This window comes from Vaginella massiliensis (assembly GCF_900089075.1).
GTDB classification, from domain to species: domain Bacteria; phylum Bacteroidota; class Bacteroidia; order Flavobacteriales; family Weeksellaceae; genus Weeksella; species Weeksella massiliensis_A.
Map to the genome: position 1 here is coordinate 102,901 of NZ_LT593745.1, position 16,796 is coordinate 119,696.

Consider the following 16,796-nt stretch of genomic DNA (forward strand, 5'->3'; position numbering starts at 1 on the left):
GGCTTTACTTTATGATGTTCACTTTCGATCCATTGTCGAGGTTAATTTGTCCGCTGGTCACGACTTGTTCTCCACCATTCAGTCCGCTGAGGATTTGAACTTTGTTTCCGTAAACTTTACCTGTAGACACTTTGATCAATTTTACAGCTCCATTTTCTACTACAAACAATTGCCCCGAGCTCACGCCGTTTACAAAAGCTTCGGCTGGTACGGTAATCATGTTTTGTGTTTCTACGCCATGATTGGTTTTGAAAGTAGCCGTTGCATACATCCCCGCTTTTAACTGTCCGTTGTTCGACACTTCTATTTCTACTGGAAAATTGAGCGAAGCATCACTTTTAGGAGCGATGAATGAAATGCGACCAGAAAAGCGTTCTTCTGGCAACACATTCACCTTGATGTCGACGATTTGTCCAACTTGGATGCGGCCAACCTGACTCTCGTCTACCAATACAGAAAGTTTGAGCGTATTGATGTTGACCACCTCGAACATGGGTGTCCCGGGAGAAACAATTGCGCCCGGCTCTACCATTCGTTTGTTGATTGTACCGCTAATTCCCGAACGAACATTGGCGGTGTTTTCTCTTACTTTCTGAGCTTGTACAGCGGCTTGTGCGTTTTTCAGTTGTAAGCGAGAATGGTCTAATTGCTGTTTGGTTACACCTCCCGTCTGATAGGCATTTTCGTAACGCTGATTGTCGATGATGGCATTTTGTAAATTGTTTTGTGCCTGACTCATCTCTACGTCGATCGCATCTTTTTTGATGACTGCCACCGTCTGCCCTGCTCCTACTCTCGAACCTTCTTTCACGTAAACATTCACCACTTTACCAGCAAGTTCTGATGAAATTTGAGTTTCTTGTTTCGGGATGAATGTTCCGTTTGCCGAATAATCGGTATTGATATCTTCGCGCGTCACTGTGATCACATTCACGTTGATTTTATCAACTTGTTTTGCTACTTCTTCAACCTGCGCACGTTGTTGATTTCGGTTGTCGATGATTTTATAAGCTGCCAATCCGATCAACAAAGCAGCGACTACAAGGTATATAATTGTTTTTTTCATTTTTTTATTTCGATTAAAAGTCGTTCGTTATCATTTATAATTGGGTGAGATTAAATAATTCTCCTTTGGCTTTTATCAGCCCTATTTCGGCTATTTTATACTCCAACAAAGCATTAGAATAATTGTTTCGTGCGTCTGTAAGGGCATTTTCGGCATCGATAATATCGGTAAGATTTGCCAAACCTTGTTGGTAATTGGCTTGGGTGTTGCTCAACACTTTATCGGCCAACGCCACGTTTTCGGCTTGGATTTCGACGCTTTTCAAGGTGTTTTCAATTTGAGATTTCGCATTCTGATATTCTAAATCGAGTCCTAATTTTGTATCGTTGATTTGTTCTTCCAAATCGAGTAAATCGACCTCTGCCTGCGCAATTCTCGCTTTGGTTGCACCACCAGAGAAGATTGGGACTTTTACGCTCAATCCGACCGAAGCCAAATCTGACCAATAATAATCTTTAGAGGTCATGAATTTCTCACCAAAACCTTGCACTCCATAGTTTGCCGTAAGCCCTACGATCGGGTATAAGGCTGCTTTCTCTGCTTCGCGGGCGTAGGTAAGCAATTCTTTCTGTTTGCTCAACACCTGATATTCTGTTCTATTCTCGGTATTGACTTGCTCGTCGAGGCTCAACAAACTGGGTTCGAGACTCCGTTCTTCCAATTCGATGTCTTGATCTATGGGGTATCCCATGTAGAATTTCAGTGCATTTTCGGTCATGTCTACGGCGTTTACCAATTGTTGTCGCGACGATAAAATATTGTTCACTTGCACATTGATTCGATCCAAATCGATTGGGCGAGCCAAACCGTTATCTACCAAACTTTTGATGATTTTCTGTACTCGTTTGGTATTGTCTAAACTTTTGTCGATGGTTTTCAGTTTTTCTTCTTGTATAAAAACTTCATAGTAAGCTGTTGCTACTCGTTCTATAATTTGCTCATCGGTAAGTTGAGCATTGATAAGGTAAAAATCTCGTGTCGATTTTGCTGCTTTCAAACCTGTAAATACACGTTGATCGAAAAGATTTTGATAAACACTCACTCCTAAATTGGTGTTCCATGGTTGCCCCATTTTGATGACCATCACTCCCTGACCAATGTCCATAGACATTTCTTGAATGATGGCATTATATGTCAAACCAGCATTTGCCGAAATCTGTGGCAAAGCTCCTGCTTTTGCTTCAGAGATTTTATACTCTGCTTTCTGCACTGCTAAGTCTGCTCGTTTGGCTTCTGCCTTGTTTTCTAGAGCATATTGTATTGCCTCTTGTAACGTAATCTTTTTCTGGGCTTGTAAAAATCCGAATAAAGACAATGCGATTGCAGAGACCAAAATTTTGATGTGTCGCATAATGTTTTACTTTTTAAAAAGTGTTTGGAGAATGACTTCTTTTCGACGAGAAAGTATTCGTTTGTATTCTTGATTGGATATGTTGAGATTTTGTTGAATTAACGGACGATTTACTAACGGAAAATTCACCAAAGAAATCATGTTCAGCAAAAACTGAATAGGCTCGACTTTTTCGATATTTCCTTTTTCCATTTCTTCTTCGAGGCACTGAAACAACACGGTGACAATTTCGGAAACATCAGACTGCTCGAAAAAACTACCATTGTTCATTTGCGATACAATATAGGTTTCTAAATACGGATACTTCAACGAATTCTCGATGGTGTTGTCGATAAAAACACTCACCATCGACCGTATGTCTTGTTCGTTATTCTGCAAGATAATCTTGTAACGTTCCATATCCAGCATCTTGGCTTCTTCTAAAATAATACTCAACAAATTGTCTCGCGACCTGAAGTAATAATTGATTAAAGTGCGATTGACACCCGCTTCATCGGCTATCTCTTGCGTGGTCGCCATAAAACGACCTTCTGCAAAAAACATCTTCTTGGCGGTTTCTTTGATGATTTCTTCTGTCTGATCTTTCATTTATACTCTTATTTAACAAAAATGTCAAACAAAATTATTAAACCAATTTGTTTTGACAAAATTGTTAAACCAAAAATTATAAAACTTTAACAATTCGACCTCTATTTCAATTTGTAAATTTGCTATATGTCGAACACAGTTGATCTTATCATTGTAGGCGCAGGTCCGATCGGATTGGCCTGTGCCATAGAAGCCAAAAAAGAAAATCTTCGGTATATAATTTTAGAAAAAGGAACATTGACCAACAGTTTGTACAACTATCCGTTGTATATGACTTTCTTTTCTACTGCCGAGCGATTAGAAATCGGTGACATCCCATTCAATTGCATTGCACCAAAACCCGGGAGACAAGAAGCCTTGGAGTATTACCGAAACATTCATCGTTACCATCAATTCAACTTGCATCTCTACGAAGAGGTAATAAATATAGAAAAGTCGAGCGATGAGTTATTCAAAGTCGAAACCGTCAAGACGAGCTATACAACCCGTCATATAATTCTTGCTACAGGCTTTTACGATCATCCTATCTACCTAGGCATCGAAGGCGAAAACTTACCAAAGGTTCATCATTACTTCAAAGAAGCTCATCCGTTCGCTTTCCAAAAAGTGGTGGTAGTAGGCGCCAACAACTCTGCCGTAGATGCCGCTTTGGAATGTTATCGAAAAGGTGCTCAAGTGACGATGATCATTCGAAATGACGGATTTACCGATCGGTTGAAATATTGGGTAAGGCCGGATATCGAAAATAGAATAAAAGAGGGAAGCATCAAAGCTTATTTTGAAAGCAATTTGATCGAAATAAAAGAAAATTCTGTTATCTTTAAAACCAAACATGGAACGGAAGAAATTGACAACGACGTCGTATTGGCCATGACGGGTTATCAACCCGATTTCGATTTTCTAGAAAATTGTGGAATAGCATATCAGAATCCATACCTGAAAATTCCAATTTATAATCCTGAAACAATGGAGAGTAATGTAAAAAATTTTTACCTTGCTGGGGTGGTTTGCGGCGGTATGGAAACCCACAAATGGTTTATAGAAAATTCTAGAATACATGCTCAACAAATAATAAACGATATAAAAACAAAACGATGAATACGCTATTGGGAAAAGATTTGATGGGAAAAGCCATCAGCGATTATTATCATAACCAACTGAAAGGGAAACTGGAAACCGAAACCAATATTTCGGAATTAGACGATTTCCCTATAGAATACCTCTTTCGAGATTTTGGTGAGATGAACGACCTCGAGCAAAACGCCTTGATGCGTGCCAAAGGTCGTGTTCTAGACGTAGGTTGCGGCGCTGGATCGCACAGTTTGTACCTACAAGATGTGAAACACCTCGACGTCACTGCCTTAGACAAATCACCTTTGGCCATCGAAATCGCCAAAGCTAGGGGTGTAAAAAATGCGATTTGCACCGATTTGCTCTTTTTAGAAGAAACACCGTTTGACACCATTTTACTTTTGATGAATGGCACAGGAATTTTTCAAAACCTAGACAAAATAGATGAGTATCTTCAAAAATTACATACTTTGCTAGTGGAAAATGGCGAAATTCTGATCGATAGCAACGACATCGCCTATATGTACGATCGTGATGAGGATGGCGGAATTTTGATTCCAGCGAATGGTAGATATTATGGTGAAGTGGAATTCATCACGCATTACAATCACGAGATCGAGGTTTTCCCTTGGCTCTATTTGGATTTCAACACCTTGCACCATGCCGCTAGAGCTAATGGTTTTCTGTCTGAAATCGTAATCGAAGATGGACCAGCATATTTAGCTAAATTAACCAAGATATAACCGCACAAACAAACAACTTATATGGAAGGACACTTACCGAAACTCATCGTCGATTTAGCTCTGATCTTAGGTGTTGGTGCAATTACCACAATTATTTTCAAACGAATCAACCAACCTTTAGTATTGGGTTTTATCATCGCTGGCTTTTTGGTAGGACCTCACTTTGAGTATATACCAAACGTTGCCGATGCTCACAATGTGGAGATACTTGCCAAGATTGGGGTCATTTTTTTACTTTTCAGTTTAGGATTAGAATTTAGTTTCAAAAAATTGTTGAATGTGGGAGGCGCGGCTTCCATCACTGCCTTGTTCGAAATCATCTGCATTTGTACAGTGGGATATTTTGCGGGTCAAGCGCTGGGTTGGAGCCAGATGGACAGTATTTTTCTGGGCGGTTTGCTAGCAAGTTCTTCTACTACTATTATCATTCGAGCATTTGAAGAATTGGGTTTGAAACGAAAAAAATTCGCAAGTGTAGTATTTGGCATTCTCATCGTAGAAGATATTGTGGTGATTTTGCTTATGGTGATGCTTTCTACTTTAGCCATCAGTCAGCAATTCAACGGTTCGGAAATGTTTGGCTCGTTGCTCAAACTCTTATTCTTTCTTATCATTTGGTTTGTCGCTGGTATCTTTGTAATACCGTCTTTGCTTAGAAGTCTAAAAAAACATTTGGACGATGAAGCTTTGCTCATCCTCTCGATTGGATTGTGTTTCGGAATGGTTTTCATAGCCGATTCGGTTGGTTTCTCTATCGAGTTGGGTGCCTTTGTTATGGGCTCTATCTTGGCAGAAACAGTTTATGCAGAACGCATAGAACACACAATAGCTTCTGTAAAAAACCTATTTGCTACCATTTTCTTTGTATCGATCGGGATGATGATAGACCCAGCGGCAATGTACGAACATCGTTGGGCAATTTTTGTGGTCACGCTCATTACCATTGTGGGTAAATTACTTTTCACAGGGATGGGCGCGCTGATTTCTGGTCAACCTCTGAAACAGTCTGTACAAGTGGGGATGAGTATGGCACAGATTGGCGAATTTGCTTTTATTGTTGCAAGTTTGGGACTCACATTGGGTGTAACCAGCGATTTCCTATTTCCGGTTGCGGTTGGGGTATCGGCTATTACAACCTTTACTACACCTTATTTGATAAAATTATCAGAACCAACTTACGAATTTCTCAACCGTAATTTACCACCCAAATTCATTCACGCCATTTCTGTATATTCGACCGATACCCAGCACATACAAGATGAGAATTCTTGGAAAAAACATTTGAAAAAAACCTTTACAACCATTACGATCAATACTGTTCTGATCATTGCAATTACTCTGGCCGTGGAGTTTTTTGTAGTTCCCTATCTTTTCGATTTGACCCATAATCTCACCTATGCTCATGGCTTTGGTTTGGCGCTTGCTTTGTTGATTTCGATTCCGTTCGTTTGGGCAATTTTAGGAGATCGTCCGACCAAAAACGAAATCCAGAGTATTTGGAACGAATCGCCTTTCAATCGAGGTCCCATCATCACCATTACCGCAATCCGAATCATTATTTTGATCAGTTTGATTCTCTTCATCTACCATCGCTTTTTCGATAGTATCATTGTGAGTCTTATCTTTACGCTTTCGCTCGGATTGGTGATGTATTTGATAAATCCAGGATTACGAAATTATTACAAAATGCTCACCAATCGATTTGTTTTCAACCTTAATGAACGCGAAATACAATCGAAAAAATCAGAACAAAAATCCCTCTATCGATACACTTGGGACAACACCCATATATCGGAGATCAACGTCCCGAAGCACATCGATTTTGCCGGGAAGACTTTAGAAGAACTCAATTGGCGTAAGCGATTCAATATCAATATTGTATATATCAAACGCGGTGGAAATATCATCCAAATGCCCAGCAGTTCAGATGTGCTTTTTTCGAATGACATTTTGGGAATCATCGGTACAGACGAACAAATTCAGGGTTTTGAACAATACATAAAATCGATCGAGAAACTTATCGAAGCATCAGAAGTCTCGACCGACCTCAACATTACGATGGATAAAGTTGCGGTACCTGATAGCGTATCGGCAGCCCTTTGTAAGAATGTTGGTTGGGTAAAAGACAAGGCAAAAGGTTTGGTTGTCGCGATCGAACGCAATGGTGAAATGATCTACAACCCAGACCGAAACATCCCGATTCTCGAGGGCGACTACATTACCATTGTGGCAGATAAGAAAAATCTACGAGAATTCATTCAAGAAAATCATCTCAAATAATGCTTCGCAAAATCATTCATATCGATATGGATGCATTTTTTGCGTCTGTAGAACAACGAGACCATCCAGACTTGCGCGGAAAGTGCATAGCGGTTGGTGGCGATGGAGAACGCGGTGTGATTTCGACGGCAAGTTACGAGGCAAGACGCTATGGCGTAAAATCGGCAATGTCTTCAATGGTTGCGAAACGCTTATGTCCTGAACTGATTTTTGTAAAAGGAAACTATCAAAAATACAAAGAAGTTTCGCGTCAGGTACGAGAAATTTTTGCAGAATATACCGATCTTATCGAACCATTGTCGATTGATGAAGCCTACTTAGACGTCACCAAAAATCATTTCGATAGGCAGATTGCAACCGATATTGCAAGAGAAATAAAGCAAAAAATAAAAGATCGTACCCAATTAACAGCTTCGGCAGGCGTATCGTTCAACAAGTTTTTAGCTAAAATTGCTTCAGACTACAACAAACCAGACGGATTGTTTGTGATTACGCCAAAAATGGCAGAAAAGTTTGTAGAAGAACTCCCGATCGAAAAGTTTTATGGCATAGGAAAAATGACTGCTCAACGCATGCATTTGATGAACATTCATACTGGGTTGGATTTGAAGAAGCTTCCGCTTGAACGCTTGATAAGAGAATTCGGAAAATCGGGGCAATACTACTTCAACATTGCGCGTGCAATAGACCACCGAGAAGTAAAAGTAGAGCGAATCAGAAAATCGATTGGCACCGAAAATACTTTTCCGAAAGATTTGGAACGCTATGAAGAGATGCATTTGAATTTGCTTCCGATGATTGAAGAAATTTGGGATTGGAGCGAGAAAAATCGAGTCTTTGGACGAACCCTAACTTTGAAAATGAAGTTTAATGATTTTCAGGTTCAAACGAAAAGCAAAACTTTTTCGTATCCCATCAAAAACCGCGAATTATTTTCAGAGACGGTGAGCGCACTTCTCCACGACTCTTTTACCCCTTTCAGACCTGTGCGTTTACTCGGCATTAGCCTAAGCAATCTCGACAACCATAAAGCCAACGGTAAACAATTGGAAATCATCTTCCCGAGTAGGTAAAAATTAAATAAAAGTTTTAGAATGAAATTTTAAAAAAGCAATAAATTTATGGTTTAACTAAAAAACATACTATTTTTGAAAACTTTTTTTCAATATTTTTAATTTTACGTGACTATAAAACACAGATTATGAAAAAACAATATTTACACCTGCTAACAATAGCATTTTTGACGGGTATTTCACTTTCAGCTCAAGAAACAGCAGTAAAAAAATTTGAAACTAAAGCAGCGGTATCAGCTTTTGCAAAAGTAAATTCAGAACCAGTTTTTCTACAAAATGTCAATCCACAAACCGCAATAATGAGTACTAAGTTGCCAAACGGAGAAGGAATCTTTGTGGCAGAAGATTTTCAACTTTCAACCACGACAGCTGTAAAAACTTTTGAGTTTGTAGGTTTTCAGGGAGAAGATAATTTTCTAGACGTTTGTACTGGAGCTTCACTCTACATTTATGCAGACAACAATGGCAAACCAGCTGGAATTCCGACACAATCTGGCACTCCAATATATGAACTCAATCTTGAGAGAAGCGACGAACGAATGCAACTTACAAAATTGGATTCAGACCTAGTTTATAGTTTTTTGATAGACACCTCTGGTTTCGTAGCAGAAGCTAACACGAGGTATTGGGTAATTTTTACACCAACAATTTCTGAGGATACCAACTTGGCTGACGAATTGGTTTTCAATTGGTTTTTCAGTACAGATAGCCATTATAATGATGCCCTTTTAGTAGACCCATTTGATTTGTGGAATGCTGGTATTAGCGATTGGATTTCACTCAACGACACTTTTGGTCCTTTGATATTTACGGATCTTAGAGGATTGGCCATGGCTCTTTATGATGAAAGTTTTTTGAGCACCGAAAACATGGCACTTTCTAAGGAAATCACTATTTTCCCAAATCCAGCATCAGAAAAATTTACAGTAAATGTTAAAGAATTAGAAAGAATAGAAATTTATGATCTTTCTGGTAAACTTATCAGTATTTCTACTTCTAATACAAACGATATATCTTATTTACCAAAAGGTATTTATACCATAAAAGTCAACACTAAAGATGGGCGATCAACCATAAAAAAACTAATCAAAAAATAAGATCAGGATAAAAATATTTTAGAATAAAATTTTAAAACTTTCACCTAAAAACACTGCCTCCAAAGGAATTTAGTCACTTTCTGTTGGAGGCAGTTTAATTTCTATTTTTATCAATCTATATTTTGGGTTCTTGCTGACTCAGGCAATGAAAACTACCCAAGCCCCAAATGATATCGGTAGAATCGATGCCGACCACCTTACGATCTGGAAAACATTCTTGAATAATAGCCAAAGCAATTTTATCTTTTTCGCAACGATAGGTCGGCACAATTACGCTCTTGTTGGCGATGTAAAAATTTGCATACGAAGCAGGCAAGCGCTCCCCTTCACAATACACAGGATCTGGCATTGGCAGTTGAACGATATTGAGCAATCGCCCGTCTTCCAACTTCATTTCGTAGAGTTGTTTCAGGTTGTGTTGTAAAATCTCGTAATTATCGTCTTCTTTGTTTTCTTCTACCACACACAAGACCGTATCTTCGTTTACAAATCGTATCGTGTCGTCTATATGCCCGTCGGTATCGTCTCCTACAATTCCGTCATCAACCCAAAGCACTTGCGATACGTTGTAGTAATTCTTCAGATATGCTTCGATTTCTTCTTTGGTCAGATGCGGATTTCGATTTTCATTCAACAAACACGACTTCGATGTCATCACTACGCCAGCGCCATTAAAATCAACCGCCCCTCCTTCCATGATAATTTTAGGATGAAACACTGGCAAATCCAAGGCTTCGCCTACCCTAGTCGGAATTACATCATCTAAATCGAATGGAGGGTATTTTCCGCCCCAAGCATTGAAATCCCAATCTACAATTGCTTTTTGTTTGGTTTGGTCGTTGACCAAAAATGCTGGTCCATGATCTCTACACCAAGCATCGTTGGTTGGATGAATATAATATTCTATCTGATCGAGAAAGGCATCTGTTTTCATGATATGCGACGCTGCAAACCGTTTCATTTGCTCGTCTACGACATTTATTCTCACCTTTTCGCTCTTAGACAATTCGGCGATGAATTGTGCGTAAGCTGGATAGATGAGGTGGATACGATCTGGCCAAGAAGCTTCTTTGTGCGGCCAAGAAAGCCAAGTTGCTTCGTGTTCTTCCCATTCGGCAGGAAAACGAAATCCTAAATCTTTTGGATATTGAGTGGTGTCTATTGTTTTCAATTTTATGATTCTTTAGCTGATTATATTGTATATTCTATCTGTTTTTGCCTCGTTATGCTGTATGCAAACTATTATTTTTCATTTAGAATGATGATTTACTTGAATTTTTTAACTCTGTAACCACCCTGATAATCATTAAATTAAAAAAAACAATGGGATACAGTTTAACGCTCGCCTGCTCATCAATCTTCGTCTAAAAAACGTTTGGTAATGGGTTGATAAGAATCTATTCTGCGATCGCGCAAGAAAGGCCAATGTTTACGGAAGAAATCAGAATCTTTCAGATCGACTTCCACTACTTCTGTTTCTTCCTTATCGTGCGATGCCAAGTACAGCAATTTGCCTTGTGCATTGGTTACAAACGATCCGCCCCAAAACTTCATTGCACCGTCTTGCTCAAATCCAACTCGGTTCACCGATACCACCGGAACTCCGTTTGCAACGGCATGTGATCGTTGAATGGTCTGCCAAGCGTTGTATTGATCGCGATTCGTTTCTTCGTCTTGGTCGGTTGCCCAGCCAATTGCGGTAGGATAAAACAGAATTTCCGCTCCCATGAGTGCCGTGATTCTTGCCGCTTCTGGATACCATTGATCCCAACAAATCAGCACGCCTATTTTGCCAAATTTGGTCTGGAATGTTTTGTATCCTAAATCACCAGGTGTAAAATAAAATTTCTCGTAAAATGCTGGATCATCGGGTATATGCATTTTTCTATATTTACCCAAATACGTTCCGTCTGCATCCAGTACTGCCGTCGTGTTGTGGTACAAACCTTCGGCGCGTTTCTCGAACAAAGAGGCAATGATTACAACGTCCAACTCTTTTGCCACTTGCGACAAAGCATCTGTCGATGGTCCTGGGATAGACTCTGCCAAATCGAAGTTGTCATAATCTTCTACATCGCAGAAATATAAGGAGGTAAACAATTCTTGTAAACAAACGATCTCGGCGCCTTTTGAGGCTGCATCTTTTACTTTCTGAATTGCTTTTTCTAAATTTTCTTGTTTGTTAGCTGTACAAGACATTTGCACAACTCCTATTTTCACTTTAGACATGATGATATTTGGTATTAATGAACAACAAAAATAACAAATATTACACCAAGCGAAGCATTATCATTGAACTTACAAAAAAATAAAATAACATTTTACAAAAACAACAAATCCATACTCGCATTTTGGTATGGTTTTGTTTTAAATAAATAGGTTTAGGTTGGAAAGGTTATGAGTTATGAGTTTACCCTATTTTCAGTTGCAAATCAATTTTTAAATATAAAACTAAAAAAACAACTGTCGAAAAGCTACTCTATATAAATGCTTTACCTCACAGAAAAAACATTCATCAAGCAAACTATTGAACGCGAGTAATTTTCTTTGCAAAAAATATAAATTTTATTACATTTATGATAAAAATTAAAAAAATTATTCAATCGAGCAATAACTTTAAGAATGTTTTAGCAAAATTTTATAATTTATCGGCTAATTTTCAGGGCTGAAAGTTTTATTTTTGGCGTTGTAATTTCTTAATGAGTCAGAATGAAAAGATTTTTTTATGCCGGCGCAATGATGAGTTCGATCGGATTGTTTGCACAATCGAGTGTAAATGTTGAGGATTACATCCTGAACATGAACCTAGCAAATTATAAAAAAGCAGCCACGGTAGACTACACCACCGAAATAAAAAATCAAACCTCTTTTTCTGCCGTTTCATCGAGTTCGTCTACCAAAAGAGCGGTCTTTTTGAAAGATAAAATCACCTATTCTGACCACGTTTTCGAAGCCTCATCGTTCGATGTTCCGCTGATAACCGATTTTATCCATATGGAATCGTTGGTGAATGAAAATAAACTGTTCGAAGTGCCCGAAATTACGGACACCTACGTGCTGCAAAAACTGACGCACAGTAGACCTTACCTCATAAAACCCGCTTTGGAAATCTTGTATGAAGTTTCGGAGAAATTTAAACTGGAAACTGGCACTAGACTGAGCATTTCTTCTCTGACTCGCACGCTCGAAACCCAACAAAAATTGCGTCGTGTAAATAGCAATGCCGCAAAAGGAAACAGCGCACATGAATATGGTGCAGCATTCGACATCTCGTATGCACAGTATGATGATGGAATAAGAGGAAGAAATTACACCTACGAATCGGTAATGAAAAACATTCTAGATCAATTGGTTACAGAAGGTAAGATTTACTATATAAAAGAAAGAAGACAACCTTGCTTTCACATAACGGTGAGAAATCCTAATTTGGTCTATCCCGAGATGTTGAGTGAAGAATATCATCAACATTTATAATAATTCATCGAAAGTTAGCGTTCTATAGATTGAATGAATTAATTTTGAGTAAATTATCGAACGTGAGAACTTTTTTCGTTTTATTTTTATTTTTGATTTTCAGCACCACACAAGCACAGGCAACCATAGAACCCACCAAAGAATACCTCACCCATTTGTCTGCAGCCAAGTCGCATGGGGTAGATTTGATCATCAACAAAGAACAGCTCGACAAATACATCAATCGAGGAAAATTGATAAAAGTAAAGCAACGCGGATATGGATTTCGCGTGGCAAATCTCTCTCATAGTCATTCATATCTTGTCCCAAAAGGTCAAAAAGTACTAGCCGATATCGCACGTGAATTTGTACGAACAACCGGGCAAAACTTCTTCATCGTTACCTCGCTTACCAGAACATTAGACGATCAGAATAGATTGCGTAGAGTGAACACCAACGCCTCGTCAAATGACAGTTCGCACAATTTTGGGGCGGCGTTCGATATTTCGTATGTACGCTTCAATCACAAACACGAAAGAAATCTTACGCTAGAGAAAGAGTTAGAAAACGTTTTGAAAATCTTTCAGAAACAAGGAAAAATCTATTATGTGAAAGAGAATAAAATGAAGTGTTACCATGTGATTGTTCGCAAATATTAGGCAACACTTCGCTATTTTACTCTTTATACCAACTGCTGTAAAGCAAATAATTATTCGCTATACGTTCTATTTCGCCTTCTTTCAGCTCTTTGGGAACATCTTTTATTTTCTTTGCTGGGATTCCCGCCCACAATTCGCCTTCTTGTACATAAGTGCCTTTGGTAAGAATAGCGCCCGCTGCTATTAGCGAATTAGATTCTACCACACAATCATCCATCACAATTGCGCCCATCCCAATCAGCACATTATCGTGTATCGTACAACCATGCACAATGGCATTATGACCAATAGAAACATTATTACCAATTGTGGTTGGCGATTTCTTGTAGGTGGCGTGTATCGTTGCATTGTCTTGTACATTGACTTTGTTTCCCATTTTGATGTAATGCACATCTCCTCTAATCACAGCAGAAAACCATATCGAACAATCATCTCCCATCTCTACATCTCCCACCACAACAGCATTGTCTGCCAAGAAACAATTCTGCCCGATGATTGGTTTTTTACCATTTAATTCTTTTATAATAGCCATGATGAAAATTATTTTTTGTATGTGTAAAGATACTGGATAATGCCTAAATTTGTAATATGAAAACAGTTTATACAGAAAGTACTCCAAATCCCAATATTTTGAAGTTTGTTTGTCCGACTCAACTCACTTCTGGAGGCATAGAATTTAGCGAAGTCACCGATAACTCAACATCGCCCCTAGCGCAGATTTTATTGTGCATACCTTTCGTCGAGAAGGTCTTCATCACTGCTAATTTTGTCGCAATACAGAAAGTCGAAGCAATTTCCTGGGAAGATGTTCAGGATGATTTGGCAGAGATCGTACAAGATCATTATGACGAAGGAACGGTTATTTTAGCGTCTACTAAAAAAGAGCCGATTACGGTCTATGCAGAAATGACGCCTAACCCCAATGTGATGAAATTTGTTGCAAACCGTTTGTTGGTTCCAGATATAATCGAAATCAAATCACGAGAAAACACGGCTGGCGTGCCCGTAGCAGAGGCAATTTTTGGAGAATACCCTTTTATCGAAGAAATTTTTGTCGCCGAAAACTATATTTCGTTGACCAAAAACAACCAAGAATCGTGGGATTTATGGACGATGGATGTTCGGGCATACATCCTGAATTATTTGCAAAACGATGGCAAAATTTTCGAGCAAGATTACGTCTTCAAAACCGAAACGCCTACGCAAATCCTCATGAAAGACAGCAACGATTATACCGATGCAGAACATCAGATAAAAGCTATTCTCGATGAGTATGTGCAACCTGCTGTTGCCAACGATGGCGGTAATATTGAATTGATCGAGTTTGACGAAGAAACCAAAACAGCCAAAATGCTTTTGCAAGGTGCATGTTCGGGTTGCCCATCTTCTACCGCCACACTGAAAAACGGTATCGAAGGTATTTTGAAACAAATGTTGCCCAATGTGGTAGAAAATGTAGAAGCTATCAACGGGTAGTTTTCGAGCTATCGCAACACAAAGGGTTTCAATTTCTTGAAACCCTTTGCTTTTTTTCTACTTATCTTCTTTATTATTTTCTCTAGTACTTACATTTACTTTTACATTTCCCCAATTCTCTCCTCTTTTGATTCGATAAAGTTGCATTTCGCTTATCCCAAACTCTTTCGCAATCAGGCGTAATCTGGTTTTGCGATTCGGATTTTCGATTTTCTTTTTTATCCGCATCACCTGCGTAAGGGTAAGTTTCATGCCTTTTTGTCTTACTTTCGACTTACGTTCTTCGATGGCTTGCTTCACAAAAGGACTATTTTTCTGATGCGCATACATTTCTTCCTTTGTAGCCCATTTCAGATTTTTCACATAATCGTTGTCTTTATTATAATCCAAATGCAAGACATATACTTGATCTTCCGACGTTTTTTCTAGAAAATTTTCAGCAACCATTTTCGAAAAAAAACGATGCCCATAACTCGCCTTACCATCTTTGAAGTTTTTATACCTAAAAAGTCGGTATCCTTCGGTCATACTTCCTTTTATAATGACACCATCTTCGAAAGAATTGGTAAACGAAATAAAGCGCCCGAAATTCGAAATGGCGTATCTTTTTTTTCTTTTGGGTTCGAAATGAACTTCTTTAAAAGTTTCTCCCGGATAAATTCTAAACATTAATCTCTCTTATATTTCTTCAACATCAATTGAAATGGATTTAAGGTGGTTTAATCCTTTTTTTGGGATTTTTCGATGTAGTGAATCTCAAATATAAGCATATTAAAATGATTCAATCAAAATTAACGTTATATTAACGTTCTGATAAGTAATTGTGCTGCAGTAACAATCGAAAAAGAAATAAAAAGCGCCCAACAACCTGCAAAACCTATCGAAATGGCAACAATTCATGCCAAAAGAAGAGCGTGTTGATTTGAGTTTTTTTGCCAATCCTCGCGATGTAAACGCTTGGATGAAGTGGGAATCAGAATCTGCTACAATCGGTGATGGTCGCTTGAGTATTGTCGATAGCGACATCAATCAAAATGTGGTGTACGAAATAGAAAATTTCGGATGGGAAGAAACTGGAACGTTAACCATTAATTTTAGTGCTAATAACGATGGAAAAACTTTGGTAAAAATGATTTACGAAGGACCAAAATTGCCCTATCTCTACCGTTGGTACAACCTCTTCAAAAACCGAAGTGACTTGTTGGAAGAGAATCTCATGGGCTTGAACGAATATGTAAAAGTTGAACTGAAAAAGCAAAGACAAGAAGGAAAATTATTGGTTGGTGATTACAAAATTTTCGAGACCGATGCCATTACTTTAATTGCCGTGAAGAATGAAACAACGCTAGCTCAATCCAAAATTACCAACGCCATCGATCAATCGTTCGAAGATATTTACAACGTTCTTGCACCCAAATCTGAACAAGAAGAGGGACTGCATATCGACTTGGGTTTTCCTACGATATATTATACCCATTGGGACGAAGAGAAAAATAAAACAACATTTTTTAGCGGAATTCCGTTTATCGAGAGTTTTCCAATCAGTAAACCACTCCAAAAAGTTTCCATCCCGAAAGGGAAATATTTATTAACGCTTCACATTGGTCCAAAAAGTAAGAAAAAAGCAACCCTCGACCTAATGAAACGGTATGCCGAGAAAAACAATCTGAAATTGGGTAAAAAACACGGGGAGGTTTTCCTCAACGATCCTAAAGAAACCGATAGTTTGCTCTTGCAATCGAGAATATACTACGAAATCATAACACCCAAAAAACAATAACGGAATCTGAATGTGAGTTTTTGGTTGACGATTTGACAGGCTCAGGGGACGCGGGATTTCGGATTGCGGATTTGGGCTGCGGAGGCTGAGGTTCTCAAAGCCCAGGCAAGTCCATCTTCTAAAGGTTACTTCGAGAGGCTTTGCATGATAAATATGCTA

The 16,796-nt window shown here is 38.7% G+C and carries 16 protein-coding genes; 9 read left to right on the plus strand and 7 right to left on the minus strand.

The annotated features are described in order from the left end of the window. Positions 1–4: 4 nt before the first annotated feature. Genes BN8061_RS00440 through BN8061_RS00450 form a run of 3 tightly spaced genes read right to left on the minus strand, consistent with a single transcriptional unit; the run spans position 5 to position 3,005 of the window. Positions 5–1,066, minus strand: coding sequence for an efflux RND transporter periplasmic adaptor subunit (locus BN8061_RS00440; RefSeq protein WP_068595244.1), 1,062 nt, complete (start codon positions 1,064–1,066; stop codon positions 5–7). 34 nt (positions 1,067–1,100) lie between these two features. Next, the gene (locus BN8061_RS00445; RefSeq protein ID WP_068595247.1) at positions 1,101–2,417 is read right to left on the minus strand and encodes a TolC family protein; all 1,317 of its coding nucleotides are present in this window, start codon (positions 2,415–2,417) and stop codon (positions 1,101–1,103) included. 6 nt (positions 2,418–2,423) lie between these two features. Further along, positions 2,424–3,005, minus strand: coding sequence for a TetR/AcrR family transcriptional regulator (locus BN8061_RS00450; RefSeq protein ID WP_068595249.1), 582 nt, complete (start codon positions 3,003–3,005; stop codon positions 2,424–2,426). 126 nt (positions 3,006–3,131) lie between these two features. Here BN8061_RS00450 and BN8061_RS00455 point away from each other — a divergent pair, with 126 nt between their 5' ends. The 5 genes from BN8061_RS00455 to BN8061_RS00475 all read left to right on the plus strand — a co-directional run bounded on the left by BN8061_RS00455 (position 3,132) and on the right by BN8061_RS00475 (position 9,269). After that, entirely contained in the window at positions 3,132–4,103 is a 972-nt protein-coding gene (locus tag BN8061_RS00455; protein WP_068595252.1) for a YpdA family putative bacillithiol disulfide reductase, read from the plus strand. Continuing rightward, a complete protein-coding gene (locus BN8061_RS00460; RefSeq protein ID WP_068595253.1) occupies positions 4,100–4,819 on the plus strand; it encodes a class I SAM-dependent methyltransferase in 720 nt (239 codons plus the stop codon). The genes BN8061_RS00455 and BN8061_RS00460 overlap by 4 nt, the downstream gene beginning before the upstream one ends. Before the next feature lie 21 nt (positions 4,820–4,840). After that, positions 4,841–7,099, plus strand: a complete 2,259-nt coding sequence (locus BN8061_RS00465) for a cation:proton antiporter (RefSeq protein ID WP_068595255.1) — start codon at positions 4,841–4,843, stop codon at positions 7,097–7,099. Beyond that, a complete protein-coding gene (gene dinB, locus BN8061_RS00470; RefSeq protein WP_068595257.1) occupies positions 7,099–8,172 on the plus strand; it encodes a DNA polymerase IV in 1,074 nt (357 codons plus the stop codon). The genes BN8061_RS00465 and dinB overlap by 1 nt, the downstream gene beginning before the upstream one ends. A 128-nt stretch (positions 8,173–8,300) precedes the next feature. Continuing rightward, entirely contained in the window at positions 8,301–9,269 is a 969-nt protein-coding gene (locus BN8061_RS00475; RefSeq protein ID WP_068595259.1) for a T9SS type A sorting domain-containing protein, read from the plus strand. A gap of 115 nt (positions 9,270–9,384) precedes the next feature. Here the strand turns inward: BN8061_RS00475 and BN8061_RS00480 are convergent, their stop codons facing one another. Both BN8061_RS00480 and BN8061_RS00485 read right to left on the minus strand, forming a co-directional pair. Continuing rightward, positions 9,385–10,440: an agmatine deiminase family protein gene (locus tag BN8061_RS00480; RefSeq protein WP_068595260.1), complete on the minus strand. Its 1,056-nt coding sequence runs from the start codon at positions 10,438–10,440 to the stop codon at positions 9,385–9,387. 182 nt (positions 10,441–10,622) lie between these two features. Further along, positions 10,623–11,498, minus strand: coding sequence for a carbon-nitrogen hydrolase (locus tag BN8061_RS00485; protein WP_068595262.1), 876 nt, complete (start codon positions 11,496–11,498; stop codon positions 10,623–10,625). A gap of 480 nt (positions 11,499–11,978) precedes the next feature. Between BN8061_RS00485 and BN8061_RS11700 the strand changes: the two genes are divergently transcribed. Both BN8061_RS11700 and BN8061_RS00495 read left to right on the plus strand, forming a co-directional pair. Then, on the plus strand, positions 11,979–12,743 hold the full coding sequence (locus BN8061_RS11700) for a DUF5715 family protein (protein ID WP_094745808.1): 765 nt from the start codon (positions 11,979–11,981) through the stop codon (positions 12,741–12,743). Between the two features lie 62 nt (positions 12,744–12,805). Further along, positions 12,806–13,381 carry a DUF5715 family protein gene (locus BN8061_RS00495; RefSeq protein ID WP_068595547.1) on the plus strand — a complete coding sequence of 192 codons (576 nt, stop codon included), beginning with the start codon at positions 12,806–12,808 and terminating at the stop codon, positions 13,379–13,381. Positions 13,382–13,397: 16 nt separating this feature from the next. On the opposite strand, the gene BN8061_RS00500 is transcribed toward BN8061_RS00495, so the two are convergent. Beyond that, a complete protein-coding gene (locus tag BN8061_RS00500) occupies positions 13,398–13,913 on the minus strand; it encodes a gamma carbonic anhydrase family protein (protein WP_068595264.1) in 516 nt (171 codons plus the stop codon). 56 nt (positions 13,914–13,969) lie between these two features. On the opposite strand from BN8061_RS00500, the gene BN8061_RS00505 reads away from it, so the two are divergent. Then, positions 13,970–14,857 carry a NifU family protein gene (locus BN8061_RS00505; RefSeq protein WP_068595265.1) on the plus strand — a complete coding sequence of 296 codons (888 nt, stop codon included), beginning with the start codon at positions 13,970–13,972 and terminating at the stop codon, positions 14,855–14,857. Positions 14,858–14,914: 57 nt separating this feature from the next. Here BN8061_RS00505 and BN8061_RS00510 read toward each other — a convergent pair whose 3' ends face one another. After that, on the minus strand, positions 14,915–15,526 hold the full coding sequence (locus BN8061_RS00510) for an NUMOD4 domain-containing protein (RefSeq protein WP_068595267.1): 612 nt from the start codon (positions 15,524–15,526) through the stop codon (positions 14,915–14,917). Positions 15,527–15,755: 229 nt separating this feature from the next. Between BN8061_RS00510 and BN8061_RS00515 the strand changes: the two genes are divergently transcribed. Further along, positions 15,756–16,637 carry a GyrI-like domain-containing protein gene (locus BN8061_RS00515; protein WP_068595269.1) on the plus strand — a complete coding sequence of 294 codons (882 nt, stop codon included), beginning with the start codon at positions 15,756–15,758 and terminating at the stop codon, positions 16,635–16,637. The last annotated feature ends 159 nt before the right edge of the window (positions 16,638–16,796 follow it).

Excerpts from the sequence above, each read along its gene's own strand:
- BN8061_RS00440 (WP_068595244.1), bottom strand. The coding sequence starts at position 1,066 with ATGAAAAAAACAATTATATACCTTGTAGTCGCTGCTTTGTTGATCGGA.
- BN8061_RS00445 (WP_068595247.1), bottom strand. The coding sequence starts at position 2,417 with ATGCGACACATCAAAATTTTGGTCTCTGCAATCGCATTGTCTTTATTC.
- BN8061_RS00450 (WP_068595249.1), bottom strand. The coding sequence starts at position 3,005 with ATGAAAGATCAGACAGAAGAAATCATCAAAGAAACCGCCAAGAAGATG.
- BN8061_RS00455 (WP_068595252.1), top strand. The coding sequence starts at position 3,132 with ATGTCGAACACAGTTGATCTTATCATTGTAGGCGCAGGTCCGATCGGA.
- BN8061_RS00460 (WP_068595253.1), top strand. The coding sequence starts at position 4,100 with ATGAATACGCTATTGGGAAAAGATTTGATGGGAAAAGCCATCAGCGAT.
- BN8061_RS00465 (WP_068595255.1), top strand. The coding sequence starts at position 4,841 with ATGGAAGGACACTTACCGAAACTCATCGTCGATTTAGCTCTGATCTTA.
- dinB (WP_068595257.1), top strand. The coding sequence starts at position 7,099 with ATGCTTCGCAAAATCATTCATATCGATATGGATGCATTTTTTGCGTCT.
- BN8061_RS00475 (WP_068595259.1), top strand. The coding sequence starts at position 8,301 with ATGAAAAAACAATATTTACACCTGCTAACAATAGCATTTTTGACGGGT.
- BN8061_RS00485 (WP_068595262.1), bottom strand. The coding sequence starts at position 11,498 with ATGTCTAAAGTGAAAATAGGAGTTGTGCAAATGTCTTGTACAGCTAAC.
- BN8061_RS11700 (WP_094745808.1), top strand. The coding sequence starts at position 11,979 with ATGAAAAGATTTTTTTATGCCGGCGCAATGATGAGTTCGATCGGATTG.
- BN8061_RS00500 (WP_068595264.1), bottom strand. The coding sequence starts at position 13,913 with ATGGCTATTATAAAAGAATTAAATGGTAAAAAACCAATCATCGGGCAG.
- BN8061_RS00505 (WP_068595265.1), top strand. The coding sequence starts at position 13,970 with ATGAAAACAGTTTATACAGAAAGTACTCCAAATCCCAATATTTTGAAG.
- BN8061_RS00510 (WP_068595267.1), bottom strand. The coding sequence starts at position 15,526 with ATGTTTAGAATTTATCCGGGAGAAACTTTTAAAGAAGTTCATTTCGAA.
- BN8061_RS00515 (WP_068595269.1), top strand. The coding sequence starts at position 15,756 with ATGCCAAAAGAAGAGCGTGTTGATTTGAGTTTTTTTGCCAATCCTCGC.